The organism is Variovorax sp. PBS-H4, from assembly GCF_901827205.1.
Taxonomy (GTDB): Bacteria; Pseudomonadota; Gammaproteobacteria; order Burkholderiales; family Burkholderiaceae_C; genus Variovorax.
In genome coordinates this window covers 5,920,975-5,943,496 of the sequence record NZ_LR594675.1, presented here as the reverse complement: position 1 = coordinate 5,943,496, position 22,522 = coordinate 5,920,975, and the positions used below count along the sequence as shown (strand labels likewise).

Sequence of the window (22,522 nt, the reverse complement as noted above, 5' to 3'; positions counted from 1 at the left end):
CGATCAGGCCTGCCCGGCCTTCACCTTCAACCGCCAGGCATGGAGCAGCGGCTCGGTGTACCCGCTCGGCTGCTCCACGCCCTTGAACACCAGGTCTTGCGCCGCCTTGTACGCAGCCGAAGTCTCGAAGTTGCCCGCCATCTTTTGGTAGAGCGAATCGCCGGCGTTCTGGGCGTCCACGACCGCGGCCATGCGCTGGAAGGTGGCATCGACCTCTTCCTTCGTCACCACGCCGTGGAGCAGCCAGTTGGCAATGTGCTGGCTCGAGATGCGCAGGGTCGCGCGGTCTTCCATCAGCCCCACGTTGTGGATGTCGGGCACCTTGGAGCAGCCCACGCCCTGGTCGATCCAGCGCACCACGTAGCCGAGGATGCCCTGCACGTTGTTGTCCAGCTCCTGCTGGCGCTCGGCAGCCGTCCACCTGGCCTCGGGCGCCACCGGCACTTTCAGCAGGTCCGCGAGGATGTTGTCGCGCTCGGCGTCGGCGTCGATCTTCTCCAGCTCCTTCTGCACCTCGGCCACGTTCACGCGGTGGTAGTGCAGGGCGTGCAGCGTCGCCGCCGTGGGCGAGGGCACCCAGGCGGTGTTGGCGCCCGCCTTCGGATGGCCGATCTTCTGCTCCAGCATTGCGGCCATCAGGTCGGGCATGGCCCACATGCCCTTGCCGATCTGGGCCTTGCCGCGCAAGCCGCACGAGAGGCCCACCAGCACGTTGTTCTTCTCGTAGGCCTGGATCCAGGGCGTGGTCTTCATGTCGCCCTTGCGCAGCATCGGGCCGGCGCGCATGGCGGTGTGCATCTCGTCGCCGGTGCGATCCAGGAAGCCGGTGTTGATGAAGGCCACGCGGCCCGCCGCCTCTGCGATGCAGGCCTTGAGGTTGACGCTGGTGCGGCGCTCCTCGTCCATGATGCCCAGCTTCACCGTGTTGGCCGGCAAGCCCAGCATCTGCTCGACGCGGCCGAACAGCTCGCTGGCGAAGGCCACCTCGGCCGGGCCGTGCATCTTGGGCTTCACGATATAGACGCTGCCGGTGCGCGAGTTGCCCTTGCGCTTCAGGTCGATCGTGGCGATGGTGGTGGTGACCACCGCGTCCATGATCCCCTCCGGGATCTCCTTGCCCTCGCCGTAGAGGATGGCCGGATTGGTCATCAGGTGACCGACATTTCGCACGAACATCAGCGAGCGGCCGTGCAGCCTGACCGGCTTGCCATCGGGCCCGGTGTATTCGCGGTCGGGGTTGAGGCCGCGGGTGAAGGTCTTGCCGCCCTTCTGCACTTCCTCGGTCAGCGTGCCCTGCAGGATGCCGAGCCAGTTCGAATAGGCAAGCACCTTGTCCTGCGCATCGACCACCGCCACCGAGTCCTCGAGGTCGAGGATGGTGGACAGCGCCGCCTCGAGCACCACGTCGCTGACGCCGGCCGGGTCGGTCTTGCCGATGGGGGTGTTGCGATCGATCCGGATGTCGAGGTGAATGCCGTTGTGCCTGAGCAGTACCGAGCCGGGCGCCGCCGCATCGCCCTGGTAGCCGACGAACTGCGAAGGGTCTGCCAGGGGCGTGCTGCTGCTTTGCAACGCAACCATGAGCTGGCCGTCCTTCACCGAGTAGCCGGTCGCGTTCTTGTGCGAGCCGTTGGCCAGCGGCGCGGCCTGGTCCAGCACCTCGCGCGCGAACGAGATCACCTTGGCGCCGCGCACGGGGTTGTAGCCCTGGCCCTTTTCGGCGCCGCCCGTCTCGGGGATCGCGTCGGTGCCGTAGAGCGCATCGTAGAGCGAGCCCCAGCGCGCATTGGCGGCGTTCAGTGCGTAGCGGGCGTTGAGGATCGGCACCACCAACTGGGGGCCAGCCTGCAGCGCAAGCTCGGCATCGACATTCGTGGTGGTGGCCTTGGCACCCGCGGGCTGCGGCAGCAGGTAGCCGATCTTTTCGAGGAAGGCACGGTAGGCCGGCATGTCGCCGATCGGACCGGGGTGCGCCTGGTGCCACGCGTCCATTTCCGACTGCAGCCGGTCGCGTTCGGCAAGGAGCGCGACGTTCTTGGGAGCGAGATCGCTGACGATGGCGTCGAAGCCCTTCCAGAAAACATCGCTGGCGACGCCGGTGGCCGGCAGGACCTGGTCTTCGATGAAACGATGGAGTTCTGTGGCGACCTGGAGGCCGTGGACGGTCGTGCGGGCGGTCATGGGTATCTACTCCTTGAATCAAGACGGAAGAATGCAGTCGACGACTTTATTCGATACCTTGCTGATGAGTAAGAGCATCAGGCGTGAATGATCGATGACAAAAACGAAGGTAATCCCCCGCCGAGGCTGGCAAGGGCCCCCAGCAAAGGGTAGGCCCTCGTGGGCACGCTGCAAAGGGCCCCTAAAGTCAACTCCCGAACCAGCCGGCCGTCGCGATGATTCTCCTGGCCTCCAATGAAAACCCGCTCGGCATGCCCGAGTCCGCCCGCCGCGCCGCCGCGGCAGCGCTCCAGGCTGCAGGCAACTACCCCGACAGCAACGGCACAGCGCTCAAGCACGCGCTGTCGACAAGGCTGGACGTGCCGGCAGACTGGCTGGTGCTGGGCAGCGGCTCCAGCGAGATCCTGGAGCTCGCGGCCCAGATCAGCGTGAAGCCGGGCGAGCATGTCGTCTACTCGCGATACGGTTTCGTGGTCTACGGGCAGGCAGCCGCGCACGCCCACGCGCGCAGCACGGTGGTGCCGGCGCGGGACTTCGGCCATGACCTGGATGCGATGCGCGCCGCCATCGGCGAGGACACGCGACTGGTCTTCGTTGCCAATCCCAACAACCCCACGGGCAGCTTCATCGAGGCCAGGCCACTGCTTGCCTTCCTGGAATCGGTACCGCCGCAGGTGACGGTGCTGCTCGACGAGGCTTACGGCGAATACCTCGCGCCGATGCAGCGCTACGACAGCATCGCCTGGGTGCGGCGCTTCCCGAACCTGATCGTCGCGCGCACCTTCTCCAAGGCCTATGGCCTGGCCGGGCTGCGCATCGGCTACGGCGTCGCGCAGCACGCGCTGGCGGCACGACTGGATGCGCGGCGGCCGCGCTTCAACGTCAGCACGCCGGCGCAGGCTGCCGCAGTGGCGGCGCTGGCCGACGAGGCCTTCCTGGCGCGCAGCTACCAGCTCAACACCACCGGACGGGCGCGGCTCGAGGCTGGGCTGCACCAACTTCGGCTCGGCTCGATCCCCTCCTCGGGCAACTTCCTGATGGTGCATGTCGGCGAGGGCCGCACCGTGCACGCGCGCCTGCTGGCCGCCGGTATCGAGGTGGCGCTGCTCGATGGGTATGGACTGCCGCAGTGGCTGCGCATCACCGTGGGGCTGGCGGAGCAGATCGAGGCGGTGCTGGCAGCGCTGCGCGATCATGCGCCGGCGCGCTGAAGTTGCCGGGGGAGCGAATATCCGTAGAGCCGACTGTCTTCGACAAGCTGATCGCCCGCGCCGGACTTGCGCACCGGCACATGGCGGAACATGATGCAAGCAGTCCCGAACGCAGGAGGTCTGCGATGCAGCTCCGTCAATCCCTCGATCGCGCCCGCCGCGCGCTGCTGACGGCCGGCGGTGCATGGGCCGTCGCCACTGCGCTGAAACCGGGTCGCGCAAGCGCACAGACTGCTGCACGCTCGGCGAGCAGGAAGGCGTGGGCGTGGTCTCGCAAAAGTACCTTGCCGGCGCGCGGCTGGTGCGCGCGTTCAACACCATGTCCTACGTGATCTTCGCGCGCGAGGCCCACCGCCCCGATCCGAAGCTGGCCGTGCCGATCGCAGGCGATGACACCCACGCGGTCCAGGTGGCGGCGGGACTGGTGCGCGACGCCGGGTTCGACCCCGTGTTGGTCGGCAAGCTCGCCGATGCCCGGCGCTTCCAGCGCGGCGGGCCTGGCTACGGCCAGCCTGTGAGCGCGGCGGAGCTGAAGCAGAAGTTATCCCTGGCGCCATGACGGCGCTGCAGGGCTGGCTGCGGCGGGCGGTCCCGGCGACGCCGCAGGAGCTTGCGGCTGCGCTGTGGTCCTTCGGCTACTTCTTCGCGCTGCTGGCGGGCTACTACGTGTTGCGGCCTTTGCGAGACCAGATGGGCATCGCCGGAGGCACCCGCGCCTTGCCATGGTTGTTCTCGGCCACCTTCGTGACGCTACTGGCGGCGCAACCGATTTTCGGCGCGCTGGTCGCCCGGCTGCCGCGCGCACGCTTCATCCCCATCGTCTATCACTTCTTCGTGCTCAACCTGGCGCTCTTCTGGCTCCTGATGGCAATGGGCATCGAGCCGGTCTTCGTGGCGCGCGTCTTCTTCGTCTGGGTCAGTGTCTTCAACCTGTTCGCGGTCGCGGTGTTCTGGTCCTTCATGGCGGACCTGTTCACGAGCGAGCAGGGCAAGCGGCTCTTCGGTTTCATCGGTGCTGGCGGGACCGCCGGCGGGCTGCTGGGGCCGGTGATCACCATCGCGCTGTCGGTGCCGCTGGGGCCGCACAACCTGTTGATCGCGGCCATCGTGTTCCTCGAGCTCGCGGTGTTCTGCTCCGCGCGCCTCGAGCGCAGCGCCGGCGCTCCCCAAGGGCAGCGGCGCGACCAGCGGCGCGTCGGGGGCAGTCCCTTCGCGGCGCTGTCAGGGCTGGTGCGCTCGCCCTACCTGATCGGTGTGGCGGCGTGGGTCAGCCTGCTGTCCTTTGGCGCGACGATCCTTTATCTCGTGCAGGCCAATGTGGTGGCCGCCACCGTGCAGGGCGGCGGCGCGCAGACCCGCATCTTCGCCAGCATCGACCTGATCGTCGGTCTGCTGACGCTGGCGACGCAAGTCTTCGCCACCGGGCAGTTCCTGCGCCGCTTCGGCACGGGCATGGCGGCGGGCGCGCTGCCGGCGGTGTACGTGGTCGGGTTCCTGGTGCTGGCGTGGATGCCGGGCCTTGCCGTCGTTGTCGTGTTGCAGGTCATGCAGCGGTGGACGAATTTCGCCATCGCCAATCCGGCGCGTCAGGTGTTCTTCACAGTGGTCGGGCGCGAGGAAAAGTACAAGGCGAAGAACATGATCGACGTGGTGGTCTACCGCGGGTCCGACGCCCTCTACGGCTGGGTCTTCGACAGCCTGCAAGCGGTCGGGCTCAAGATAGGCGCGATCGCGTTGTGCGCGGCGCCAATCGCGCTCGCGTGGGTCTTGTTGTCGGTATTGCTCGGGCGCACGCAGGAACGCCGTGCCGCGCTGCCCGGCCGCGAGAAAGGAGAAACACCATGAGTGGATTGACCCGGCGCGGCTTCACCGCGCTCAGCGCCGCGGCCGTGCTTGCGCAGCGCGCGGCGCTCGCGCAGCAGGGCAACAGGGACGCAGCCCTCGTCCAGCGCGCGATACCAGGCAGCGGCGAGCTGCTACCCGCGGTAGGTCTTGGCACAGCGCAGGTGTTCGACAGCAACGACGACCGCACACGCGACGCCGCGACGCGGGTGGTCCGGGCTCTCCTGGAGGGTGGCGGCCGGCTCATCGACACCTCGTCGGTGTACGGCGATGCCGAGCAGGTGCTGGGCCAGGTGATGGCGGCCGGCGGCTGGCGCGACAAGGTCTTCGTGGCGACCAAGCTGGAGGCGCCGGACGCGGCGGAACTGGAGCGCTCGCTGGGACGGCTTGCGACACGGCGCATCGACCTGCTCCAGCTTCACAACGTGAGCGATCCGCGGCAGTCGCTGTCGCGCTTCAAGGCATGGAAGACACAGGGAGTCTGTCGCTACGTCGGCATCACGTCCACCTATCGTGGCGCCTACGCCGCGTTGGAGGCCGTGCTGCAGCGGGAGAAGCCCGACTTCGTGCAGATCGACTATTCGATCGACAACCGCGAAGCCGAGGCGCGCATCCTGCCCTTGGCGGCCGACGTGCAGGCGGGCGTGCTCACGGCCCTGCCTTTCGGGCGCGGCCGGCTTTTCCGCGCGGTGCGTGGCAAGCCGGTGCCCGATTGGGCAGCGGGCTTTGCCACGGGCTGGGCGGCCTTCTTCTTGAAGTTCCTGCTCGGCGACCCACGCGTCACGGCCGTTATTCCGGGGACTTCGGATGCCGGGCACATGGCTGAGAACCTGGGGGCGATGCGCGGACGGCTGCCCGACGCGGACGAACGCAGGCGGATGATCGAGTTTGTACGGAGCCTTTAGACCTGAACGGTGCGTCGAGCAGATATCCTTTCGCGAAATAGAACCATCAAGCAAGGCCCCGAAACGCGCACTTGCAAACGCTGCTCCAGGAGAAAAGCCCCATGCCAAGCCCCGATGTGCTGATCAGCGAGGTCGGCCCGCGCGACGGCCTGCAGTCCGTCAAGGCGACGATGCCCACCGCGGACAAGCTGCGGTGGATCGACGCGCTCCACGCCGCCGGCATTCGCGAGATCGAGGTTGCCTCCTTCGTCCCGCCGCGCCTGCTGCCGCAGATGGCCGACGCCGCCGACGTCGTGCGCCACGCGGTCACGCTGCCCGGACTCACGGTGATGGCGCTGGTGCCCAACCGCAAGGGCGCGGAAGCCGCGCTCGCGGCCGGCGTGCACAAGCTCACCATGCCCGTGTCGGCCAGCGCTGCGCATTCACTGGCCAACGTGCGCAAGACGCGAGAGGAGATGGTCGAGGAGGTGCGCGCCATCGCCGCACTGCGCCGCGAGATCGCGCCCCACGTGAAGCTCGAAGCCGGCATCTCCACCGCCTTCGGCTGCACGCTGCAGGGCGATGTGCCGGAAGACGAGGTCATCCGCCTTGCGGTGCAGTGCGTGGCGGCGGGTGCCGACGAATCGGGGCTGTCCGACACCGTCGGCTATGCCAATCCGGCCCAGGTGCGGCGCCTCTTCAGGCGCCTGCGCGCGGAACTGGGCGACAAGGCCGGCGCGGCCCACATGCACAACACGCGCGGGCTGGGCCTGGCCAACTGCCTTGCAGCCTTCGAGGAGGGGGTGCGCACCTTCGATGCCTCGCTCGGCGGGCTGGGAGGCTGTCCCTACGCGCCCGGTGCCTCGGGCAACGTGGTGACCGAGGACCTGGTCTTCATGTTCGAGGCCATGGGCGTTGCCACCGGCATCGACATCGGCAAACTCATCGCGGCGCGTGAGCCCCTCATCGCCGGCCTGCCGGGCGAGCCGGTCTATGGCATGACGCCCGAGGCCGGCCTGCCCAAGGGCTTTGCCCAGAGAATTCAAGGAATCCAAGGAACCGCACATGCGTGACAGCACCGCAAAGCCACTGCCCTACGCCGGCGTCCGCGTCGTCGAATTCACCCACATGGTGATGGGCCCGACCTGCGGCATGATGCTGGCCGACCTCGGCGCCGAGGTCATCAAGGTCGAGCCGGTCGAGGGCGACTCCACGCGGCGCCTGCTGGGCTCCGGCGCCGGCTTCTTCCCCACCTTCAATCGCAACAAGAAGAGCATCGCTCTCGACCTCAAGAAGCCCGAGGGCATCGAGGCCGCGCTGCGCCTGATCGCCAGCGCCGACATCGTGAGCGAGAACTTCAAGCCCGGCACGATGAAGAAGCTGGGCCTGGACTACGAAAGCCTGAAGAAACGCGACCCGCGCCTCATCTACGTGAGCCACAAGGGCTTCCTGCCCGGCCCCTACGACCACCGAACCGCGCTCGACGAGGTGGTGCAGATGATGGGCGGCCTCGCCTACATGACCGGCCGCATCGGCGACCCACTGCGCGCCGGCACCAGCGTCAACGACATCATGGGCGGCATGTTCGGCGCGATCGGCGCCATGGCGGCGTTGCGCCAGCGCGAGCAGACCGGCGAAGGCTGCGAGGTGCAGTCGGCGCTGTTCGAGAACAACATCTTTTTGGTCGCACAGCACATGATGCAGTTCGCGGCCACCGGCAAGCCGGCCGACCCGATGCCCAGCCGCATCTCGGCCTGGGGCGTGTACGACGTCTTCACCGTGAAGGACGGCGAACAGATCTTCCTGGCCGCGGTCAGCGACAAGCAGTGGGCCATCTTCTGCAAGGCCTTCGGCCTGGCGGAGATGCTGGCCGATCCGCGCCTGAAGACCAACAACGACCGCGTGCTCGCGCGCGACTGGATGATGCCCCTGCTGCGCTCGCACCTCGCGGGCTACAGCGCGGCCGAGCTCAGCGCCGTGTTCGAGAAGAACGAGCTGCCCTTCGCGCCCATCGCCAGGCCGCACGAGCTTTTCGACGATCCGCACCTCAACGCCACCGGCGGCTTGGCGCCGGTGCGCATGAACGACGGCAGCGAGTCGAAGGTGCCGCTGATGCCCTTCACCCTGGGCGGCGAGCGGCCGGGCATCCGGCTGCAGCCGCCGCTGCTTGGCGAGCATACGGATGCGCTGCTGCGCGAGGTCGGGTACAGCGAGGCCGACATCGCGGGGCTCAAGCAGCAAGGCATCGTCGCGGGCGACTGAGGAAAGCGGAGGTCCGGACGACCTTCGCGTCCTCCGCGTCCGGAGGTGCGTGTTCAGCCCCTGCCCAGCGTCACGGCGAGTCCGACCAGCGCACACGCGCCGAGGAGCGGCATCACGCCGATCTTGAAGCGGAAGAGGGCGAGCGCCGCAGCCACGGCGATGAGTGCCGACACCCAGTCGAAGCGGCCGGCGAAGCCCTGCGGCCAGAGCACGTGGTAGGCGAAGAACAGTGCCAGGTTCAGGATCACGCCGACCACCGCCGCGGTGATCGCCGACAGCGGCGCGGTGAAGCCGAGCTTGCCATGCGTGGCCTCGACGAGGGGACCGCCGGCCAGGATGAAGACGAACGAAGGCAGGAAGGTGAAGAAGGTGACCACCGTGGCCGCCAGCGCGCCACCAAGAAAGACGGCGTCGGGCCCGAGTACCTGCCGGACCCAGCCGCCGACGAAGCCTACGAAGGCCACCACCATGATCAGCGGGCCCGGCGTCGTCTCGCCCAGGGCCAGGCCATCGATCATCTGCGCAGCTGACAGCCAATGGTGCTGCTCGACCGCGCCCTGGTAGACATAGGGCAGCACCGCGTAGGCGCCGCCGAAGGTCAGGAGCGCCGCCTTCGTGAAGAACCAGCCCATCTGTGCCAGCGTGCCCTGCACGCCCTGCGTGGCGAGGAGCGCGCCCATCGCCAGCGCCCACATTCCCAGTCCGGCGGCCAGCAGCTTCGCCAGGTGGGCGCGCGAGAAGCGCGCGTGCGGCGGTGTCGGCGTGGCGTCATCGATCAGCGCCGGCCCGTAGCTGTGCTGCGCGCCGCCATGGCCGCCCCCGAGCGCGAACACCGCCGGTGCGCGGCGCGCGCCGAAGTGGCCGATCAGCCCGGCCGCGAGGATGATGGCCGGAAAGGGCGTGTGGAAGGCAAAGATGGCCACGAAGGCTGCCGCCGCGATGCCCCACATCCAGGGATTGCGCAGCGCCCGCGTGCCGATGCGGTGCGCCGCGTGCAGCACCAGCGCCGTGACAGCGGGCTTGATTCCGTAGAAGAGGCCCTCCACCGCCGGCACGTGGCCGAAGCGCAGGTAGATCCATGACAGCGTGATCAGGATGAACAGCGAAGGCAGCACGAACAACGCACCGGCGACGACGCCGCCCCAGGTCCGGTGCATCAGCCAGCCGATGTAGGTGGCCAGTTGCTGCGCCTCGGGCCCCGGCAGCAGCATGCAGTAGTTCAGCGCGTGGAGGAAGCGCTTCTCGCTGATCCAGCGCCGGCGCTCGACCAGCTCGGTGTGCATGATCGAAATCTGCCCTGCGGGCCCGCCGAAGCTGATGAAGCCGAGCTTGAGCCAGAAGCGAAAGGCCTCGGCGAAGGTGACGAAGGCGGGCGCGGCGGCCGCCTTGCCCATTTCGTCGGAGACGGCGCTCACGAGATGCGCTCCGCCTGCGGCGCTCCGGACCCGCGTGCAGCCGGGCCTCCAGGTGCCCATGGGTGAATTCGATGTTTCATGGTTCTTCTCCGATTCGAGGTCAGCAGCGGCAGGCAGCACGGGCGGGCATGCGTGATCTTCTCTCGTGATGGAACCAAGACGAGAGATCAGTCACTCAGCGGGATAACCACTATCCCAGAGGAGCGACACCCGATGACCGCTCAATTGGCTCACAGCCTCGACCTGTATCTTGCCTCGGTGGAGCGGACGCCCAGCTGCACCGGCTCCGATGGCAGTCTCGCGTTCGAGGCTGGAGAAGACCTGCAGGTCCACGCCGCCATGGTGCCGGGCGGCCGGGTCGAACTGTTCGCGGGCGCAGGCTATGTGCGCGCCGAATTGCTGCAAGCCCTCGCAGAAGCCGACGAGGACGACGACTTGGACGAAGACGCGCCGCGCCATGTGCAGGACATCGTGGCGCGCTGGACGGGCGGGGGGGCGCACTGGTCGGTCGATGTCCATCGACAGACTGGCTTGCTGACCTTGTCGATGCTCTTCCCCGCCGTCCCGGACGATCCGGGCGAATGGCCGGGCGTGCTGGAGGCATTTACACGAACCTGCGCGTCCTGGGCCGTCCGCCTGCATCCCGAGCCGCCTGATCCACGGCCGGATACCCACCCCGGGCTGGCCGAGATCGGATCGGGCGCATTTCTGCGCTGCTGAGCCCGGCGCACGCCGGACGGCTTGCCGGCGCTTCACATCTCCACTCACATCAGACGGGAAAATTCGTGAGACCCCTCCATAGCGATACGACAGACCTGCGGCGACGCGTTGCCTCCTACGAGTTGCCCCCGGCGAACTCGGATTCGCCATCCAATCGAGGTCTGCGGACCGTCGTTTCGCCACGGAACACCGAAGGCAGAAGACAGACCACCAGGCCCCTTCCGCCTTTGACGAAGGCGGCGTGCGGCGACAAATGGGAAAAGGTCCTGACGTGCCTGAAAAAGGTCGAGGGCCTGAGCACCGAAGACGACCGCATCGTTGCGTTGTCGATGATCGGCGAACAGGACGTGGACCGCATGGCCGAGGCGATCGGGATCCTGGTCTACGCAGACTGCCTGGTGGCAGCATGCACCTTGCTTCGGCTGTGCGAACCGGCGGTGCGGTTCAACCTGTTGAAACTGTGCGGCGGCGAGTGCGTTGACCGTTGGAGGCGTTGCGACGACCCGCAAGTCCGCAACCCGCTGAACAGGGCGTTGGATGCCGCGGCGCACAAGGCGCTGCGCGACGGAAACCTGCGTCAGCTGTTCGGACTGCTGCGGTGGTGCCCCGTGGAGACGAGGACGAGCGTGGCGGCCGTGTTTCCAGCGCTCACGCTCGAGTTGGTGGACGGGCTCGACGGCGATGACTTCGTCGAGGCCGTGCGCCTCACGGTGGAACGCGCCCTGACGCAGGACGCGGGCAAATGCCTCGCGGAACTGCACCTGCTGCTGTCGTTCGCAGACCTGCTCAAGACGACCCATGGTCCCTGGGCGCTGACGATCATGGCCGTCGCCTGCCCCGCCATGGACGAGTTGCCTCCCGGCACCGACGACGCCGGGCTCGCGGAATTCGCCACCAAGCTGAGGGAAATGGCCCGGCTGCCCGAGCTGACGCGCGACCTGGTCGGCGGATTGCCGGCAAGCATGCGAACCGAAGTCCTGTGCGTTGCAGCGGAACAGGCGCTGACCCAGTCGTCCCCCGAGGCGTGCGTGACCCGCCTGCTCGGGCTTGCAGAGCTCAGCGACAAGATCGACGAAAGAGATGGCCTCGCGCTGCGGTCTCACATGATGGTCGTGGTGGGATGGCAGGCGGTGCGCTGCAGCGGCCCGGCCTATCAGGCCTACAAGACCTGCCTCGAGGCGATGTTGAGCCGGGGCTCCGTCGCGAAATCCCGGTTGTCGATTTCGGTCAAGACAAAGACCGGCTACGCCATTGCAAAGTCTGCGAAGGCGTTGATCGGTCTGGCCGATGCCTTTCGCGGCGCCATCGAATCGGGGGATCTGTTCAAGGCTGCACTCGCCATCCGCGCCTGCCCGCATCCGGAGTTCTGCGATACGGCGCTCCGCGACCTTGTCCAGCGCGTGTCCGAGAGGCTGACGGCGGCGGCGGAGGCAGGGGACGTGGTGGAGGTGCAGATGGCCCGCGTGCTCCTTGCGACGGGCGACGCGCAATGTGCGCGGTCGGGGGCGAGGCTTGTAGCAACGCGCTTCCGCACGGCGGCATTCCAGCAGTGGGCCATCGAGCAAATCCTGGAATCCGGTGAATCCACTCCAAACCCCTCCGGCAGCCTCCTGGCGCGCATGGTCGATGCGTTGCCCGGCTTTTGCAGCGAGGAGCCTCATGTAGGTCTCGACATCCTTTTGATGATAGAAGACGGCCGAAAGTTGGTCGCGCAAGCCGTGGTGCGTGGCCTCGCCTCGGGCGTCTGGAGCTCGCCAAAGATCCGGGCGTTGTTCAACGGGCTCGCGGATCGCATTGATCTGGGGGCTGCCTTGTTGGCCGTCCAGGGCCTCGTGCAGTTCAGTCACGATGGCAAGGGTCGTATCGCGAGGGTCTTGGACCCTTCGGCCAGGACGCCCTTGGGGCAGATCGAACGTTGGCGCAAATTCTTTGTGCCGTTCGAGCCGGTTCGCGACCCGCAATCGTGGGCCCGTGGTTGGCGGGCGCTGTGGGCCATGCTCGACCGGGACGCCGACCTCCCGACGGGTCCCATGGTTCTCCTGGCGATGAACGCCATCGATGCCGCTGCCGCAGACGGCCTGCGCGGTGGCGCGGATGAATTGCTGCATCGGCTGCCGTTCCCCTGGGCCCAGGAGGGCCTGGACGTCATGCTGAGGTTGAAAGTGAACGACCAGCTCTTGCTGTCGGGCAGCGACTTGCACAAAGTCTTGCGCGCCATGCTGAGCGACAAGCAGCTGGGGCGCGACACCCTCGTCTGGATGGGACAGGTTGAAGATCCGGTCAGAAGGGTGGAACTGCACGCCGCAGCGGCGCATGCGCTCATCAGCCTGGCGGACGATCTTTCTCCGTGCAGGTTCGATCCGGAGCGTCGGGCCAACCATGTCGTGGGCGATATGGTGCACTTGTTCGAGCTGCAAGTGATGCGCTTCCTGAAGATCGGCAAGGACATCGAGGCAAGCATGGGCCAGGAAGCGTGGCTTCAGATCTCGTCGAAGTTCCCCCGCAGCCGTACTTAGTTTGGATCGGGCGTGGACGGAAGTCGCCTGGAAGGCTGTGAGGGCGGTACCGCCCTACAGGCGCCGTCAGGCGATGCTGACGTCGCGCGCGGGCCTGCGGCCAATCATGAAGACTCCAGCAAGCGTCCCGCACGGGACCGCTGAACCCCAAGGAGTACTTTCATGGCAATGGATACCCAAGTGATGGCCGCAGACGACGTGGTGGACGTCCTGAACGACCTGCTCGAGAACTCGCGCGACGGCGAGTATGGCTTTCGCACATGCGCCGAGGAAGTGGAATCGGCCGAGATGAAGCGCGTGTTCAGCGATCGCGCCGCCGGCTGCGCGCAGGCGGCGAGCGAACTCGCGCAACTGATCGTGGCCAGCGGCGGCAAGCCGGCCGAAGGTGGCACCACGACCGGCGCGATGCACCGAGGCTGGGTGCATGTGAAGGGTGCAGTGGGCGCCAACAGCGAACTGTCGATGCTCGAGGAATGCGAGCGCGGCGAGGACGCAGCTGTCGCGCGCTACCGCAAGGCCCTGAAGCAGAACCTGCCGGCGGACGTTCGCAGCGTGGTCGAGCGACAGGCCGAGGGCGCCCAGCGCAATCATGATCAGATCAAGTCTCTGCGAGACCAGGCCCGCGCCCGCGGTTGAGGAAAAATGAATGGTGAAGAGGTGGCGCTTCTGCCCGCCTCTTCAAATCCTTCCGCTGTCGTAGGAGCCGCCTCCTCAAATTGAAGGATGTCGAGCGGCAGACTCGACCAATGGCCAGTTCCGCGCGGCCCGTGCTCTCGCCAGAATCGCTCCAGCGAACTCTGGGAGAACAGCGATGCAACCGGCAGTTGAAATCACGAAGCGGGGCGACCGCAACTTCAATTCTTATGTAGGCGTCGGCGACGGCACCTGGCGCTACGCACGCGAAGGACTGGCCTCCGTGGCACAGTGCCTGCAGGACGCTGCGGCGGCCCTGGGCCGCGAATTCAGCTATGCCACCGTGAGCGTCGACAACATCGTGGTCGGCAGCTATCCGGTGGCGGTGATGGAGCATCGAGCGGTCGAGGTCGCCGACGAGCTGCAGGTCAAGCTGTCGAATCGGCGAGCACGCTGCCTCGCCTGAGAACTATCCATTTAGGAATACCCACAGGGCCCGAGAACGCTGCCAGTGCAAGGCTCCTGGTCCCTCCAGGTTCGCGGCGTTCAGCCGCAATCCACGATCTTGAACTCGACCCGCCGATCCAGCGCATCGACCGCGTCGTCGGTTCCGCTGCCGATGATGTTTTCGCGAAAACCCATGCCGCTCGGCTTGGTGCGTTCGCCCAGCACGCTGGCCTCGTCGATCAGCCGCTGGCGTATGTAGCGCGCCCGTTGCGCAGAAAGAATGTCGTTGAAGGCGACTGAGCCGGTGCGGCTCGTGTGTCCGACGATGTCCATGCACACCTTGGTGCCGGCGCTGGCCCTGGCGATCTCGCGCAGCCACATGGGGTAAGGGCCGCTGACCTTGGCGTCGGGCCAGAAGGCGGTGCTGCCGGGATTGAACAGGAACTTCACACCCAGCTGGTGCTGGGCGATGCCGTAGGCCACGATCTTTCCGAAAGCCTGCTCGGCCTCCGCGGTGCGGCCCAGTTTGGCCGAGCTCAGGTAGATGCCGTTGAGCACGCGCAGTTGGGCGTCGTTGCCTGCCATGGCGCGGGCGGCGCTGTTGTATTGCGCCAGCGCGTCCTGGTAGCGCTCGGCGTTGTAGTGCGTGGTGGCGTCCTTGATGGCCGGGGCCGCCGAGATGTGCTCCAGGTAGTAAGGATCGGCACGCCGGCCTGGCGGCGTGGTGGTGGTGCGCACGTAGCTGTCGATGACCTGGTCCTTGAGGGGGACCGGCGTGTCCTGGTAGTAGGGGAGCGGCGTGTGGTCCAGGCCGTCGTCGCGCGCCACCGCCGACGATTGGGCGACCACCATGCCGCTGGCCAGCTCGGTGATCGCCAGGTCGATGCGCAGCGGGCTGCGCGCCCGTTCAACCGAAAGCCGCGTCATGGTGCCGGTCAGCAGGTAGCGGGCCTTGGCGAGGTTCGTGCTCTCCAAGGGCAGCAGCTCGATGATGTCGTGCCTGGACCCCATGCGTTCGCTGACCCTTTCCTGCAGCAGCAGCGTGGCCGCGGTCTGCTGGGCGCTGCCGGCATCGATCATCGGATCGAGCACCACGCCGCGCCTGGCGCTCGCGCGGGCAATCAGCGGCGCCTGCTTCTGCGTTTGCATCACGAGACTGTCGGTGGCCTGGGCGATGGCCTGGTCGAAGGGCAGCTCGGCCTTGGAGGGCGGCGGCGGCACGGGTGTGGCGCAACCGGTGAAGCCCGCCAGGATCAGCAGCGCGCCGGACAAGGACATGGCCAGGCGGCTGCGGGCGAATGTCGTGATCATCATTCACATCCCCTTCTCAGACTGGCCGCCTCGCCGGCGCCCAGGGGTTGCAGCGAAGCGCGCAGCAGCAGCTCGCTGCAGCGGCCGCCATCAGAGGGCGCAGCGGCGGCCAGCAGTCGGGGCGGCGGCTCCGCCGCAGGCTTGGCCGGCTCGCGTCGAGGCGCGCGCGCCGCCCGGACCGGTGGATGCGCCGTGCCGGGCGCGGGGTCGGCACGCTCCGGGGCAGGTGCAGGCCTTGCCGTACGGCGTGCTGATGGCGCGGGCTCGACAGCGGGTGCGGGCGGTGCTGCGTCGAACGCTGCCGAGGGCATGGCGACGACGCGCAGCGGCTGCATGCCGGGCGGCGCAGGTACCGGCATCGGCAGCGTCCGCTCGGGCATCGCCGTGGGCGGGGCGGCGAGCACGGCCAGCGGCGGCTCCGTTCGGACCGGATCTCCGATGCGGTAGTACCCGGCGCTCATCAGACCGAGCAGCACCACCGCCGTCGCCGCCAGGGCCGGACGCTTCGAGCGAATGCGCGGTGCCGGCTTTGGTTGCGGCCGCGGTCGCGGCGGAAGGGCTGCGAGCGGCTCGACCCGCGGCACCGAGGGCCAGGCGATCGGGGGCAAGAAGCACTGCACGACGGCGTCCGCTGCTGCGGCCTCGAGAGCATCCGAAGCCGCCGGCTGGGCCGGCGCGAAGTCCGCCGCGTCGCCCTCCGCCTGGCAGGCCGCCGCATCGCCGCCCAACCGCGCGCTGAACTCGGCCGCGCTCTGCGGCCGATCCTGCGGAAGCACCGACAGTGCCGCATCGATGGTCGCCAGGAAGGGCTCGCTGTAGCGGCCGTGCGCGCGTGTGCAAAGCGGTTGCAGCGGGTCGTCGGGCATGCGTTCGATGGACGAGACCGGCGGCTGGCCGGTGATCGCTGCGTATACGACTGCCGCCAGCGCGTAGAGGTCGGTCCACGGCCCCTGCCGCATCGAGGCGAGCTCGCCGTACTGCTCGACGGGCGTGAAGCCGGGCTTGAACACCACGGCCGGCGATTGCCCCGCGCCGTCGATCACGCGCCGCGCGGCGCCGAAGTCCAGCAGCACGGGGCCGGTGTCCGTGAGCAGGATGTTGTCCGGCGCGATGTCGCGATGGAAGCAGCTCAGCGCGTGCATCGTGCCCAGGGCGTCGAGCAGTGGCTGCAGCCATGCGCGCAGTTCGGCTTCCTCCGGGGCGCGGCCCAGTTCAGCCAGCGCGCGCGCCAGCGTCGGGCCTTGGTAGTACGGCATGGCCATGTAGGCCGTGCCGTTGTCTTCCCAATGGTGCAGCACGCGCACGAGCGCGGGATGGTCGAATCGCGCAAGGATGCGGGCCTCGTTGACGAAGCTGCGCAGCCCGATGCGGAAGCTGTCCTGGTGGCGCGGTGATCGAAGGATCACCGCGGTGGAGGCGCGGTCGCGCACGGCCAGCACCGCCGGCAGGTATTCCTTGATCGCGACATGTTGCTGATGCACGGAGTCCCACGCGAGGTAGACCACGCCGAAGCCGCCCTCGCCGATGGGGCCGACGATCTCGTAATCGCGCAAGTGCAAGCCTTCAGGCAGTGCGCGCGGGCCGTCGCGTTCGAACCGCACCCAGTCGGGCTGCTGCGTCGGCCAGTCGCCGCTTTCGGTTGCCGGACCCGGCACGATGGGAAGGGTGAGGGTGGCAAAGCTGTCCATGGCGTCCAATCCCCTGTGTGAGCATTGACTCTACTGCTCGTTGCAAACAGAAGCATTCACCAGAAGCAGTAGGCGAAAAGGCGGTTCGCGTCTTGAGCAGCACGGCTCCCATGGCCGCGCCGGCGGGGACGGTAGCGCTATCCTCACCACTAGAATCTGCGGCATGACCGGCGAAACTTCACCCGCACGTCGCAGCCGCCGCGGCAGCGGCGCCGTCACGCTGCATGACGTGGCCAAGCTTGCAGGCGTCGCACCCATTACCGCCTCCCGTGCGCTCAACACGCCGGCCCAGGTCTCGCCCGAGGTACTCCGGAAAGTCAGCGAGGCCGTCGCGCGCACCGGCTATGTCCGCAATGTCCTGGCCGGCGGGCTGGCGTCGGCGCGCAGCCGGCTGGTCGCGGCGGTGGTACCGACGATCGCGGGGCCGGTGTTCCTGCAGACCGTGCAGTCGCTCACCGAGGCGCTGGCCGAGCAGGGCTACCAGCTGATGCTGGGCCAGAGCGGCTACACCGATTCGCGCGAGGATGCGCTGCTCGAGGCCATCATCGGCCGCCGTCCCGACGGGATCGTGCTCACCGGCATCCTGCATTCGACCGAGGGGCGGCGGCGCCTGCTGGCTGCCGGCATTCCGGTTGTCGAGACCTGGGACCTCACGCCCACGCCGCTCGACATGCTGGTCGGCTTCTCGCACGCCGAGGTGGGACGCGCGATGGTGGAGTTCCTGCGCGCCAGGGGCCGCCGCAGGCTGGCGGTGGTCGCAGGCGATGACGAGCGGTCGCGGCGCCGGCACCAGGCTTTTTGCGACGCGGCGCGCGGGGCTGGCCTGCCCGAGGTGCCGCTGATCTACGTTCCGGCGCCGACCACGCTGGGCAGCGGGCGCCGCGCGCTGGCCGGGCTGCTGGCGTCGGCGCCGGGAATCGATGCCGTTTTCTGCAGCTCCGACCTGCTGGCCCTGGGCGTGATGACCGAGGCGCAGGCCCGAGGCATTGCAGTGCCGGACCCTCTGGCGGTGGTTGGATTCGGCGATCTGGAGTTCGCGGCCGACCTGTACCCGGCACTCACCACCGTGCGCATCGACAGCGTGGCCATCGGCCGGCAGGCCGCACGCTTCATCGTGGACCGCGCCGAGGGCCGCGAGGTGGCCGACAAGGTGGTGGACATCGGCTTTTCGATCGTCGAGCGCGCAAGCGCTTGATCGGGGGTAAACCCTGATGAGCAGGGTCTTGACTTCGAAAAAGGTAGCGCTACCATTGGGCCATCAGCACGGTAGCGCTACCAGAGCGGTCGCAGCCGCAAATCCCGTTTGTTTCGAATTCACCTTCAGGAGACACGCCTCATGAAAAAATTCCTCGGCGCCGCAGCCCTCGCCTTGGCTGCCTGCCTCGCCCAGGCCCAGGAATGGCCCCAGAAGCCGGTGACGCTGGTCGTCCCCTTCCCGGCCGGCGGCTCGACCGACATGGTCGCGCGCGCCATAGGTCCCAAGCTGACCGAGAAGCTCGGCCAGCCTTTCCTGGTGGACAACAAGGCCGGTGCCACCGGCACTATCGGTGCGACGCTGGTCAAGCGCGCCACGCCGGACGGCAACACCTTTCTCGTCACGTCACTCGGGCCCCTGGTGATCGCACCGCACCTCATCAAGGGGCTGCAGTACGACGCACTGAAGGATTTCGACCTGATCACCGTGGCGGTACAGGATCCCAATGTGCTGGTGGTGCCTGCCGTTTCGCCGCACAAGACGGTCGCCGACGTGATCGCCCACGAGAAGAAGAACCCCGGCAAGATGACCTTCGCTTCGTCCGGCAACGGCTCGAGCGACCACCTCACGGCCGAGCTGTTCTGGCAGGAGACCGGCACCATGGGCCTGCACGTGCCCTACAAGGGCGGCGCGCCGGCCATCACCGACCTGCTCGGCGGCCAGGTCGAAGCGTCGTTCCAGAACGTCAACGCGGTGGTGCCGCACATCAAGAGCGGCAAGCTCAAGGCGCTGGCCGTGACCGGCGCCAAGCGCTCGCCGGTCCTGCCCGACGTGCCGACGATGGCCGAGGCCGGGGTCAAGAACGTGGAGGTCTACTCGTGGCAGGCCATCGTCGCCCCCAAGGGGCTGCCGCCTGCGGTGCGCACCAAGGCCAGCGAGGCGATGGTGGCGGCGCTGAACGAGCCTGCAGTCAAGCAGCAGTTCACCGCCATCGGCCTCGAGGTGGTTGGAAACACACCGGCCCAGTTCGCAAGCTTCCAGAAACAGGAGTTCGACCGCTGGAAGAAAGTGATCGAGACCGGCAAGATCACGATCGACTGAGGCCCACCATGTCCGACAACGCCACTCCCGTCGTCACCGAACTGCGCGCGATCCCGGTCGCCGGCAGCGACAGCATGCTGCTCAACCTGAGCGGCGCCCACGGCCCCTTCTTTACCCGCAACCTGCTCGTCCTGACCGACAGCGCAGGCCGGACCGGCGTCGGCGAGGTGCCGGGCGGCGAGAAGATCCGCCAGACGCTCGAGGACGCACGCGAACTGGTGGTCGGCCAGCCCATCGGTGCCCACCAGCGGGTGCTGCAGCAGGTGCAACAGAAGTTCGCGGACCGCGACAGCGGCGGCCGCGGCCTGCAGACCTTCGACCTGCGCACCACCATCCATGCCGCGACGGCCGTCGAGTCCGCGCTGCTCGATCTGCTGGGCCAGCACCTGGACGTCCCGGTTGCCGCGCTGCTCGGCGAAGGCCAGCAACGCGATGCCGTGGAGATGCTGGGTTACCTCTTCTACGTCGGCGATCGCGACAAGACCGACTTGCCCTATGCCCGTGAGGCCGATGCGGCTGACGACTGGTCGCGCCTGCGCCACGAGAAGGCGATGACTCCCGAGGCGATCGTGCGCCTCGCCGAGGCAGCGCAGGCGCGCTACGGCTTCAACGACTTCAAGCTCAAGGGCGGCGTGCTGCGCGGGGAGGAAGAGATCGAGGCCGTGACCGCGCTGCACGAGCGCTTTCCGCAAGCCCGCGTCACGCTCGACCCGAACGGCGGCTGGCTGCTCAAGGACGCGATCCGGCTAATGCGGGACATGCGCGGCGTGGTCGCCTATGCCGAAGACCCCTGCGGTGCCGAGGAGGGCTTTTCGGGCCGCGAGGTGATGGCCGAGTTCCGCCGCGCCACCGGCCTGCCGACCGCGACCAACATGATTGCGACCGACTGGCGCCAGCTGAGTCACGCGCTGGCGCTGCAGTCGGTGGACATCCCGCTGGCCGACCCGCATTTCTGGACCATGGCGGGCTCGGTTCGCGTGGCCCAGACCTGCCGCGACTGGGGCCTGACCTGGGGCTCGCATTCCAACAACCATTTCGACGTCTCGCTCGCGATGTTCACGCAGGTCGGCGCGGCGGCGCCCGGCCGCGTCACCGCGATCGACACGCACTGGATCTGGCAGGACGGCCAGCGCCTGACGAAGGAGCCGTTGAAGATCGAAGGCGGCCTGGTACAGGTTCCGAAGAAGCCGGGACTGGGCGTCGAGCTGGACATGGCCGAGATCGAGAAGGCGCACCAGCTTTACAAGGCGCATGGCCTGGGCGCGCGCGATGATGCGGTTGCGATGCAATATCTGCTTCCCGGCTGGCGTTTCGACCCGAAGCGTCCCGCCTTCGTCCGCTGAACCTCCTGAAGGAAGCCCCATGAGAGAGAACCGCCTGCGCACGCTGTGGAAATCCGGTGGGGCTGCCGTCAACGGCTGGCTTGCCATCCCCAATGGCTTCTCGGCCGAGACCATGGCCCACCAGGGGTGGGATTCGCTGACCATCGACCTGCAGCACGGCGTGGTCGACTACCAGGCCATGGTCACGATGCTGCAGGCCATCTCCACCACCGGTACCGTGCCGGTCGTGCGCGTCCCCTGGCTGGAGCCGGGTGCGCTGATGAAGGCGCTCGACGCGGGCGCCTACGCCGTGATCTGCCCGATGGTCAACACACGCGAGGACGCCCAGCGCCTGGTCGCCTACACCCACTACGCGCCGCGCGGCACCCGCAGCTTCGGCCCGGTGCGCGCGCTGCTCTACGGCGGCGCCGACTACCCGCAGCAGGCGAACGACACCATCGTCACCTTCGCGATGATCGAGACCGCGCAGGCGCTGGAGAACCTGGACGACATCCTTTCGGTCGAGGGGCTGGATGCGGTCTACATCGGCCCTTCGGACCTGTCGCTGGCGCTCGGGTGCCGGCCCGTCTTCGACGACGTGGACGCCCCGGTCGCCCAAGCCATCGATCACATCCTGGCCCGCGCCAAGGCGCACGGCCTGGTCGCCGGCATCCACAACGGCACGCCCGAGGGCGCGCTGGCGCGCATCGCCAAGGGGTTCCAGTTCGTCACCGTGAGCTCGGACGCGCGGCTGATGGCGGCCGGCGCGCAGCAAGTGCTGGCCACGATGCGGGCCACGCCGCCCACCGCAACGCCTTCCAACTCCGCCACCTACTGAAAGGACATCGACATGAAGATCGGATTCATCGGCCTGGGCATCATGGGCGCGCCGATGGCGCAGAACCTGATGCAGGCTGGCCACGAAATGGTCGTGCGCACCCGCAGCAAGGTGCCGGACGCGCTGAAAGGCGCCACCGTCTGCAGCACCAACGCCGAAGTCGCGCGCGCGGCCGAGGTGGTGATCCTCATGCTGCCGGACACGCCGGACGTCGAGCAGGTGCTGTTCGGCGAGGAAGGCGTGGCAGCCGGCCTGTCGAAGGGCAAACTTGTGATCGACATGAGCTCGATCTCGCCCATCGACACCAAGCGCTTCGCCGCGAAGATCAACGAGCTCGGCTGCGACTACCTGGACGCGCCGGTCTCGGGCGGCGAGGTCGGTGCCAAGGCGGCCAGCCTGACCATCATGGTCGGCGGACCCGAGACCGCGTTCGAGCGTGCGAAGCCGCTGTTCGAGAAGATGGGCAAGAACATCACGCTGGTGGGCGGCAACGGGGACGGCCAGACCACCAAGGTGGCGAACCAGATCATCGTGGCGCTCAACATTGCCGCCGTGGGCGAAGCCCTGGTGTTCGCGAGCAAGGCAGGCGCCGATCCGGCCAAGGTGCGGCAGGCGCTGATGGGCGGCTTCGCGGCCAGCCGCATCCTGGAGGTGCATGGGGAGCGCATGATCAAGCGCACCTTCAACCCGGGCTTCCGCATCGCGCTGCACCAGAAGGACCTGAGCCTGGCGCTGGCCGGTGCGCGTTCGATGGGGGTTGCACTGCCGCAGACCGCCTCGGCCGCGCAGCTGATGCAGTCCTGCGCCGCGCACGGCTGGGACCAGCTGGATCACTCGGCGTTGGTCAAGGCGCTCGAGCAGATGGCCGCGCACCCGGTGGCGCCGGACAGCGAGTAGACGCGGCGGGCCGCGTCAGCCGCGCAGGTACCCTGGCGGAGCCGCGCGCCACGGTGTCA

General features: G+C 67.9%; 19 protein-coding genes. 15 read left to right on the top strand and 4 right to left on the bottom strand.

Annotated elements, in window-relative coordinates:
- Window positions 1-3 precede the first annotated feature (3 nt).
- On the bottom strand, window positions 4-2,181 hold the full coding sequence (locus E5CHR_RS28280; RefSeq protein ID WP_162583096.1) for a malate synthase G: 2,178 nt from the start codon (window positions 2,179-2,181) through the stop codon (window positions 4-6).
- 215 nt (window positions 2,182-2,396) lie between these two features.
- On the opposite strand from E5CHR_RS28280, the gene hisC reads away from it, so the two are divergent.
- The 6 genes from hisC (at window position 2,397) to E5CHR_RS28250 (ending at window position 8,380) form a co-directional block, all read left to right on the top strand.
- Window positions 2,397-3,392 (top strand): histidinol-phosphate transaminase, encoded by a 996-nt coding sequence (gene hisC, locus E5CHR_RS28275; RefSeq protein WP_162583095.1) that lies wholly within the window; start codon window positions 2,397-2,399, stop codon window positions 3,390-3,392.
- A gap of 184 nt (window positions 3,393-3,576) precedes the next feature.
- The gene (locus E5CHR_RS28270; protein WP_162583094.1) at window positions 3,577-3,951 is read left to right on the top strand and encodes an NADPH-dependent F420 reductase; all 375 of its coding nucleotides are present in this window, start codon (window positions 3,577-3,579) and stop codon (window positions 3,949-3,951) included.
- Window positions 3,948-5,237 carry an NTP/NDP exchange transporter gene (locus E5CHR_RS28265; RefSeq protein WP_197893879.1) on the top strand — a complete coding sequence of 430 codons (1,290 nt, stop codon included), beginning with the start codon at window positions 3,948-3,950 and terminating at the stop codon, window positions 5,235-5,237. Before E5CHR_RS28270 ends, E5CHR_RS28265 begins: the two co-directional genes overlap by 4 nt.
- A complete protein-coding gene (locus tag E5CHR_RS28260) occupies window positions 5,234-6,139 on the top strand; it encodes an aldo/keto reductase (protein ID WP_162583093.1) in 906 nt (301 codons plus the stop codon). Before E5CHR_RS28265 ends, E5CHR_RS28260 begins: the two co-directional genes overlap by 4 nt.
- Window positions 6,140-6,240: 101 nt before the next feature.
- Entirely contained in the window at window positions 6,241-7,191 is a 951-nt protein-coding gene (locus E5CHR_RS28255) for a hydroxymethylglutaryl-CoA lyase (protein ID WP_162583092.1), read from the top strand.
- A complete protein-coding gene (locus E5CHR_RS28250) occupies window positions 7,184-8,380 on the top strand; it encodes a CaiB/BaiF CoA transferase family protein (RefSeq protein WP_162583091.1) in 1,197 nt (398 codons plus the stop codon). Before E5CHR_RS28255 ends, E5CHR_RS28250 begins: the two co-directional genes overlap by 8 nt.
- A 53-nt stretch (window positions 8,381-8,433) precedes the next feature.
- Here E5CHR_RS28250 and chrA read toward each other — a convergent pair whose 3' ends face one another.
- On the bottom strand, window positions 8,434-9,774 hold the full coding sequence (chrA, locus tag E5CHR_RS28245) for a chromate efflux transporter (RefSeq protein WP_162583942.1): 1,341 nt from the start codon (window positions 9,772-9,774) through the stop codon (window positions 8,434-8,436).
- A 234-nt stretch (window positions 9,775-10,008) separates the two neighbouring features.
- On the opposite strand from chrA, the gene E5CHR_RS28240 reads away from it, so the two are divergent.
- The 4 genes from E5CHR_RS28240 to E5CHR_RS28225 all read left to right on the top strand — a co-directional run bounded on the left by E5CHR_RS28240 (window position 10,009) and on the right by E5CHR_RS28225 (window position 14,130).
- Complete coding sequence (locus E5CHR_RS28240) at window positions 10,009-10,515, top strand: hypothetical protein (RefSeq protein WP_162583090.1); 507 nt, start codon at window positions 10,009-10,011, stop codon at window positions 10,513-10,515.
- A gap of 227 nt (window positions 10,516-10,742) precedes the next feature.
- Window positions 10,743-13,031, top strand: a complete 2,289-nt coding sequence (locus E5CHR_RS28235; RefSeq protein WP_162583089.1) for a hypothetical protein — start codon at window positions 10,743-10,745, stop codon at window positions 13,029-13,031.
- 162 nt (window positions 13,032-13,193) lie between these two features.
- Window positions 13,194-13,667, top strand: a complete 474-nt coding sequence (locus E5CHR_RS28230; RefSeq protein ID WP_162583088.1) for a ferritin-like domain-containing protein — start codon at window positions 13,194-13,196, stop codon at window positions 13,665-13,667.
- A gap of 175 nt (window positions 13,668-13,842) precedes the next feature.
- Window positions 13,843-14,130, top strand: a complete 288-nt coding sequence (locus tag E5CHR_RS28225) for a hypothetical protein (RefSeq protein ID WP_162583087.1) — start codon at window positions 13,843-13,845, stop codon at window positions 14,128-14,130.
- A gap of 80 nt (window positions 14,131-14,210) precedes the next feature.
- Here E5CHR_RS28225 and E5CHR_RS28220 read toward each other — a convergent pair whose 3' ends face one another.
- Both E5CHR_RS28220 and E5CHR_RS28215 read right to left on the bottom strand, forming a co-directional pair.
- Window positions 14,211-15,425 (bottom strand): OmpA family protein, encoded by a 1,215-nt coding sequence (locus tag E5CHR_RS28220; protein WP_162583086.1) that lies wholly within the window; start codon window positions 15,423-15,425, stop codon window positions 14,211-14,213.
- Complete coding sequence (locus E5CHR_RS28215; RefSeq protein WP_162583085.1) at window positions 15,422-17,110, bottom strand: serine/threonine protein kinase; 1,689 nt, start codon at window positions 17,108-17,110, stop codon at window positions 15,422-15,424. Before E5CHR_RS28215 ends, E5CHR_RS28220 begins: the two co-directional genes overlap by 4 nt.
- A gap of 163 nt (window positions 17,111-17,273) precedes the next feature.
- Here E5CHR_RS28215 and E5CHR_RS28210 point away from each other — a divergent pair, with 163 nt between their 5' ends.
- From E5CHR_RS28210 to E5CHR_RS28190, 5 genes are all read left to right on the top strand, one after another.
- Window positions 17,274-18,305 carry a LacI family DNA-binding transcriptional regulator gene (locus tag E5CHR_RS28210; protein WP_162583084.1) on the top strand — a complete coding sequence of 344 codons (1,032 nt, stop codon included), beginning with the start codon at window positions 17,274-17,276 and terminating at the stop codon, window positions 18,303-18,305.
- 141 nt (window positions 18,306-18,446) lie between these two features.
- Entirely contained in the window at window positions 18,447-19,406 is a 960-nt protein-coding gene (locus E5CHR_RS28205; RefSeq protein ID WP_162583083.1) for a Bug family tripartite tricarboxylate transporter substrate binding protein, read from the top strand.
- Window positions 19,407-19,414: 8 nt separating this feature from the next.
- Window positions 19,415-20,749 carry a glucarate dehydratase gene (gene gudD / locus E5CHR_RS28200; RefSeq protein WP_162583082.1) on the top strand — a complete coding sequence of 445 codons (1,335 nt, stop codon included), beginning with the start codon at window positions 19,415-19,417 and terminating at the stop codon, window positions 20,747-20,749.
- 19 nt (window positions 20,750-20,768) lie between these two features.
- Window positions 20,769-21,566, top strand: a complete 798-nt coding sequence (locus E5CHR_RS28195; RefSeq protein WP_162583081.1) for an HpcH/HpaI aldolase family protein — start codon at window positions 20,769-20,771, stop codon at window positions 21,564-21,566.
- A gap of 12 nt (window positions 21,567-21,578) precedes the next feature.
- Window positions 21,579-22,463 carry a 2-hydroxy-3-oxopropionate reductase gene (locus E5CHR_RS28190; RefSeq protein ID WP_162583080.1) on the top strand — a complete coding sequence of 295 codons (885 nt, stop codon included), beginning with the start codon at window positions 21,579-21,581 and terminating at the stop codon, window positions 22,461-22,463.
- The last annotated feature ends 59 nt before the right edge of the window (window positions 22,464-22,522 follow it).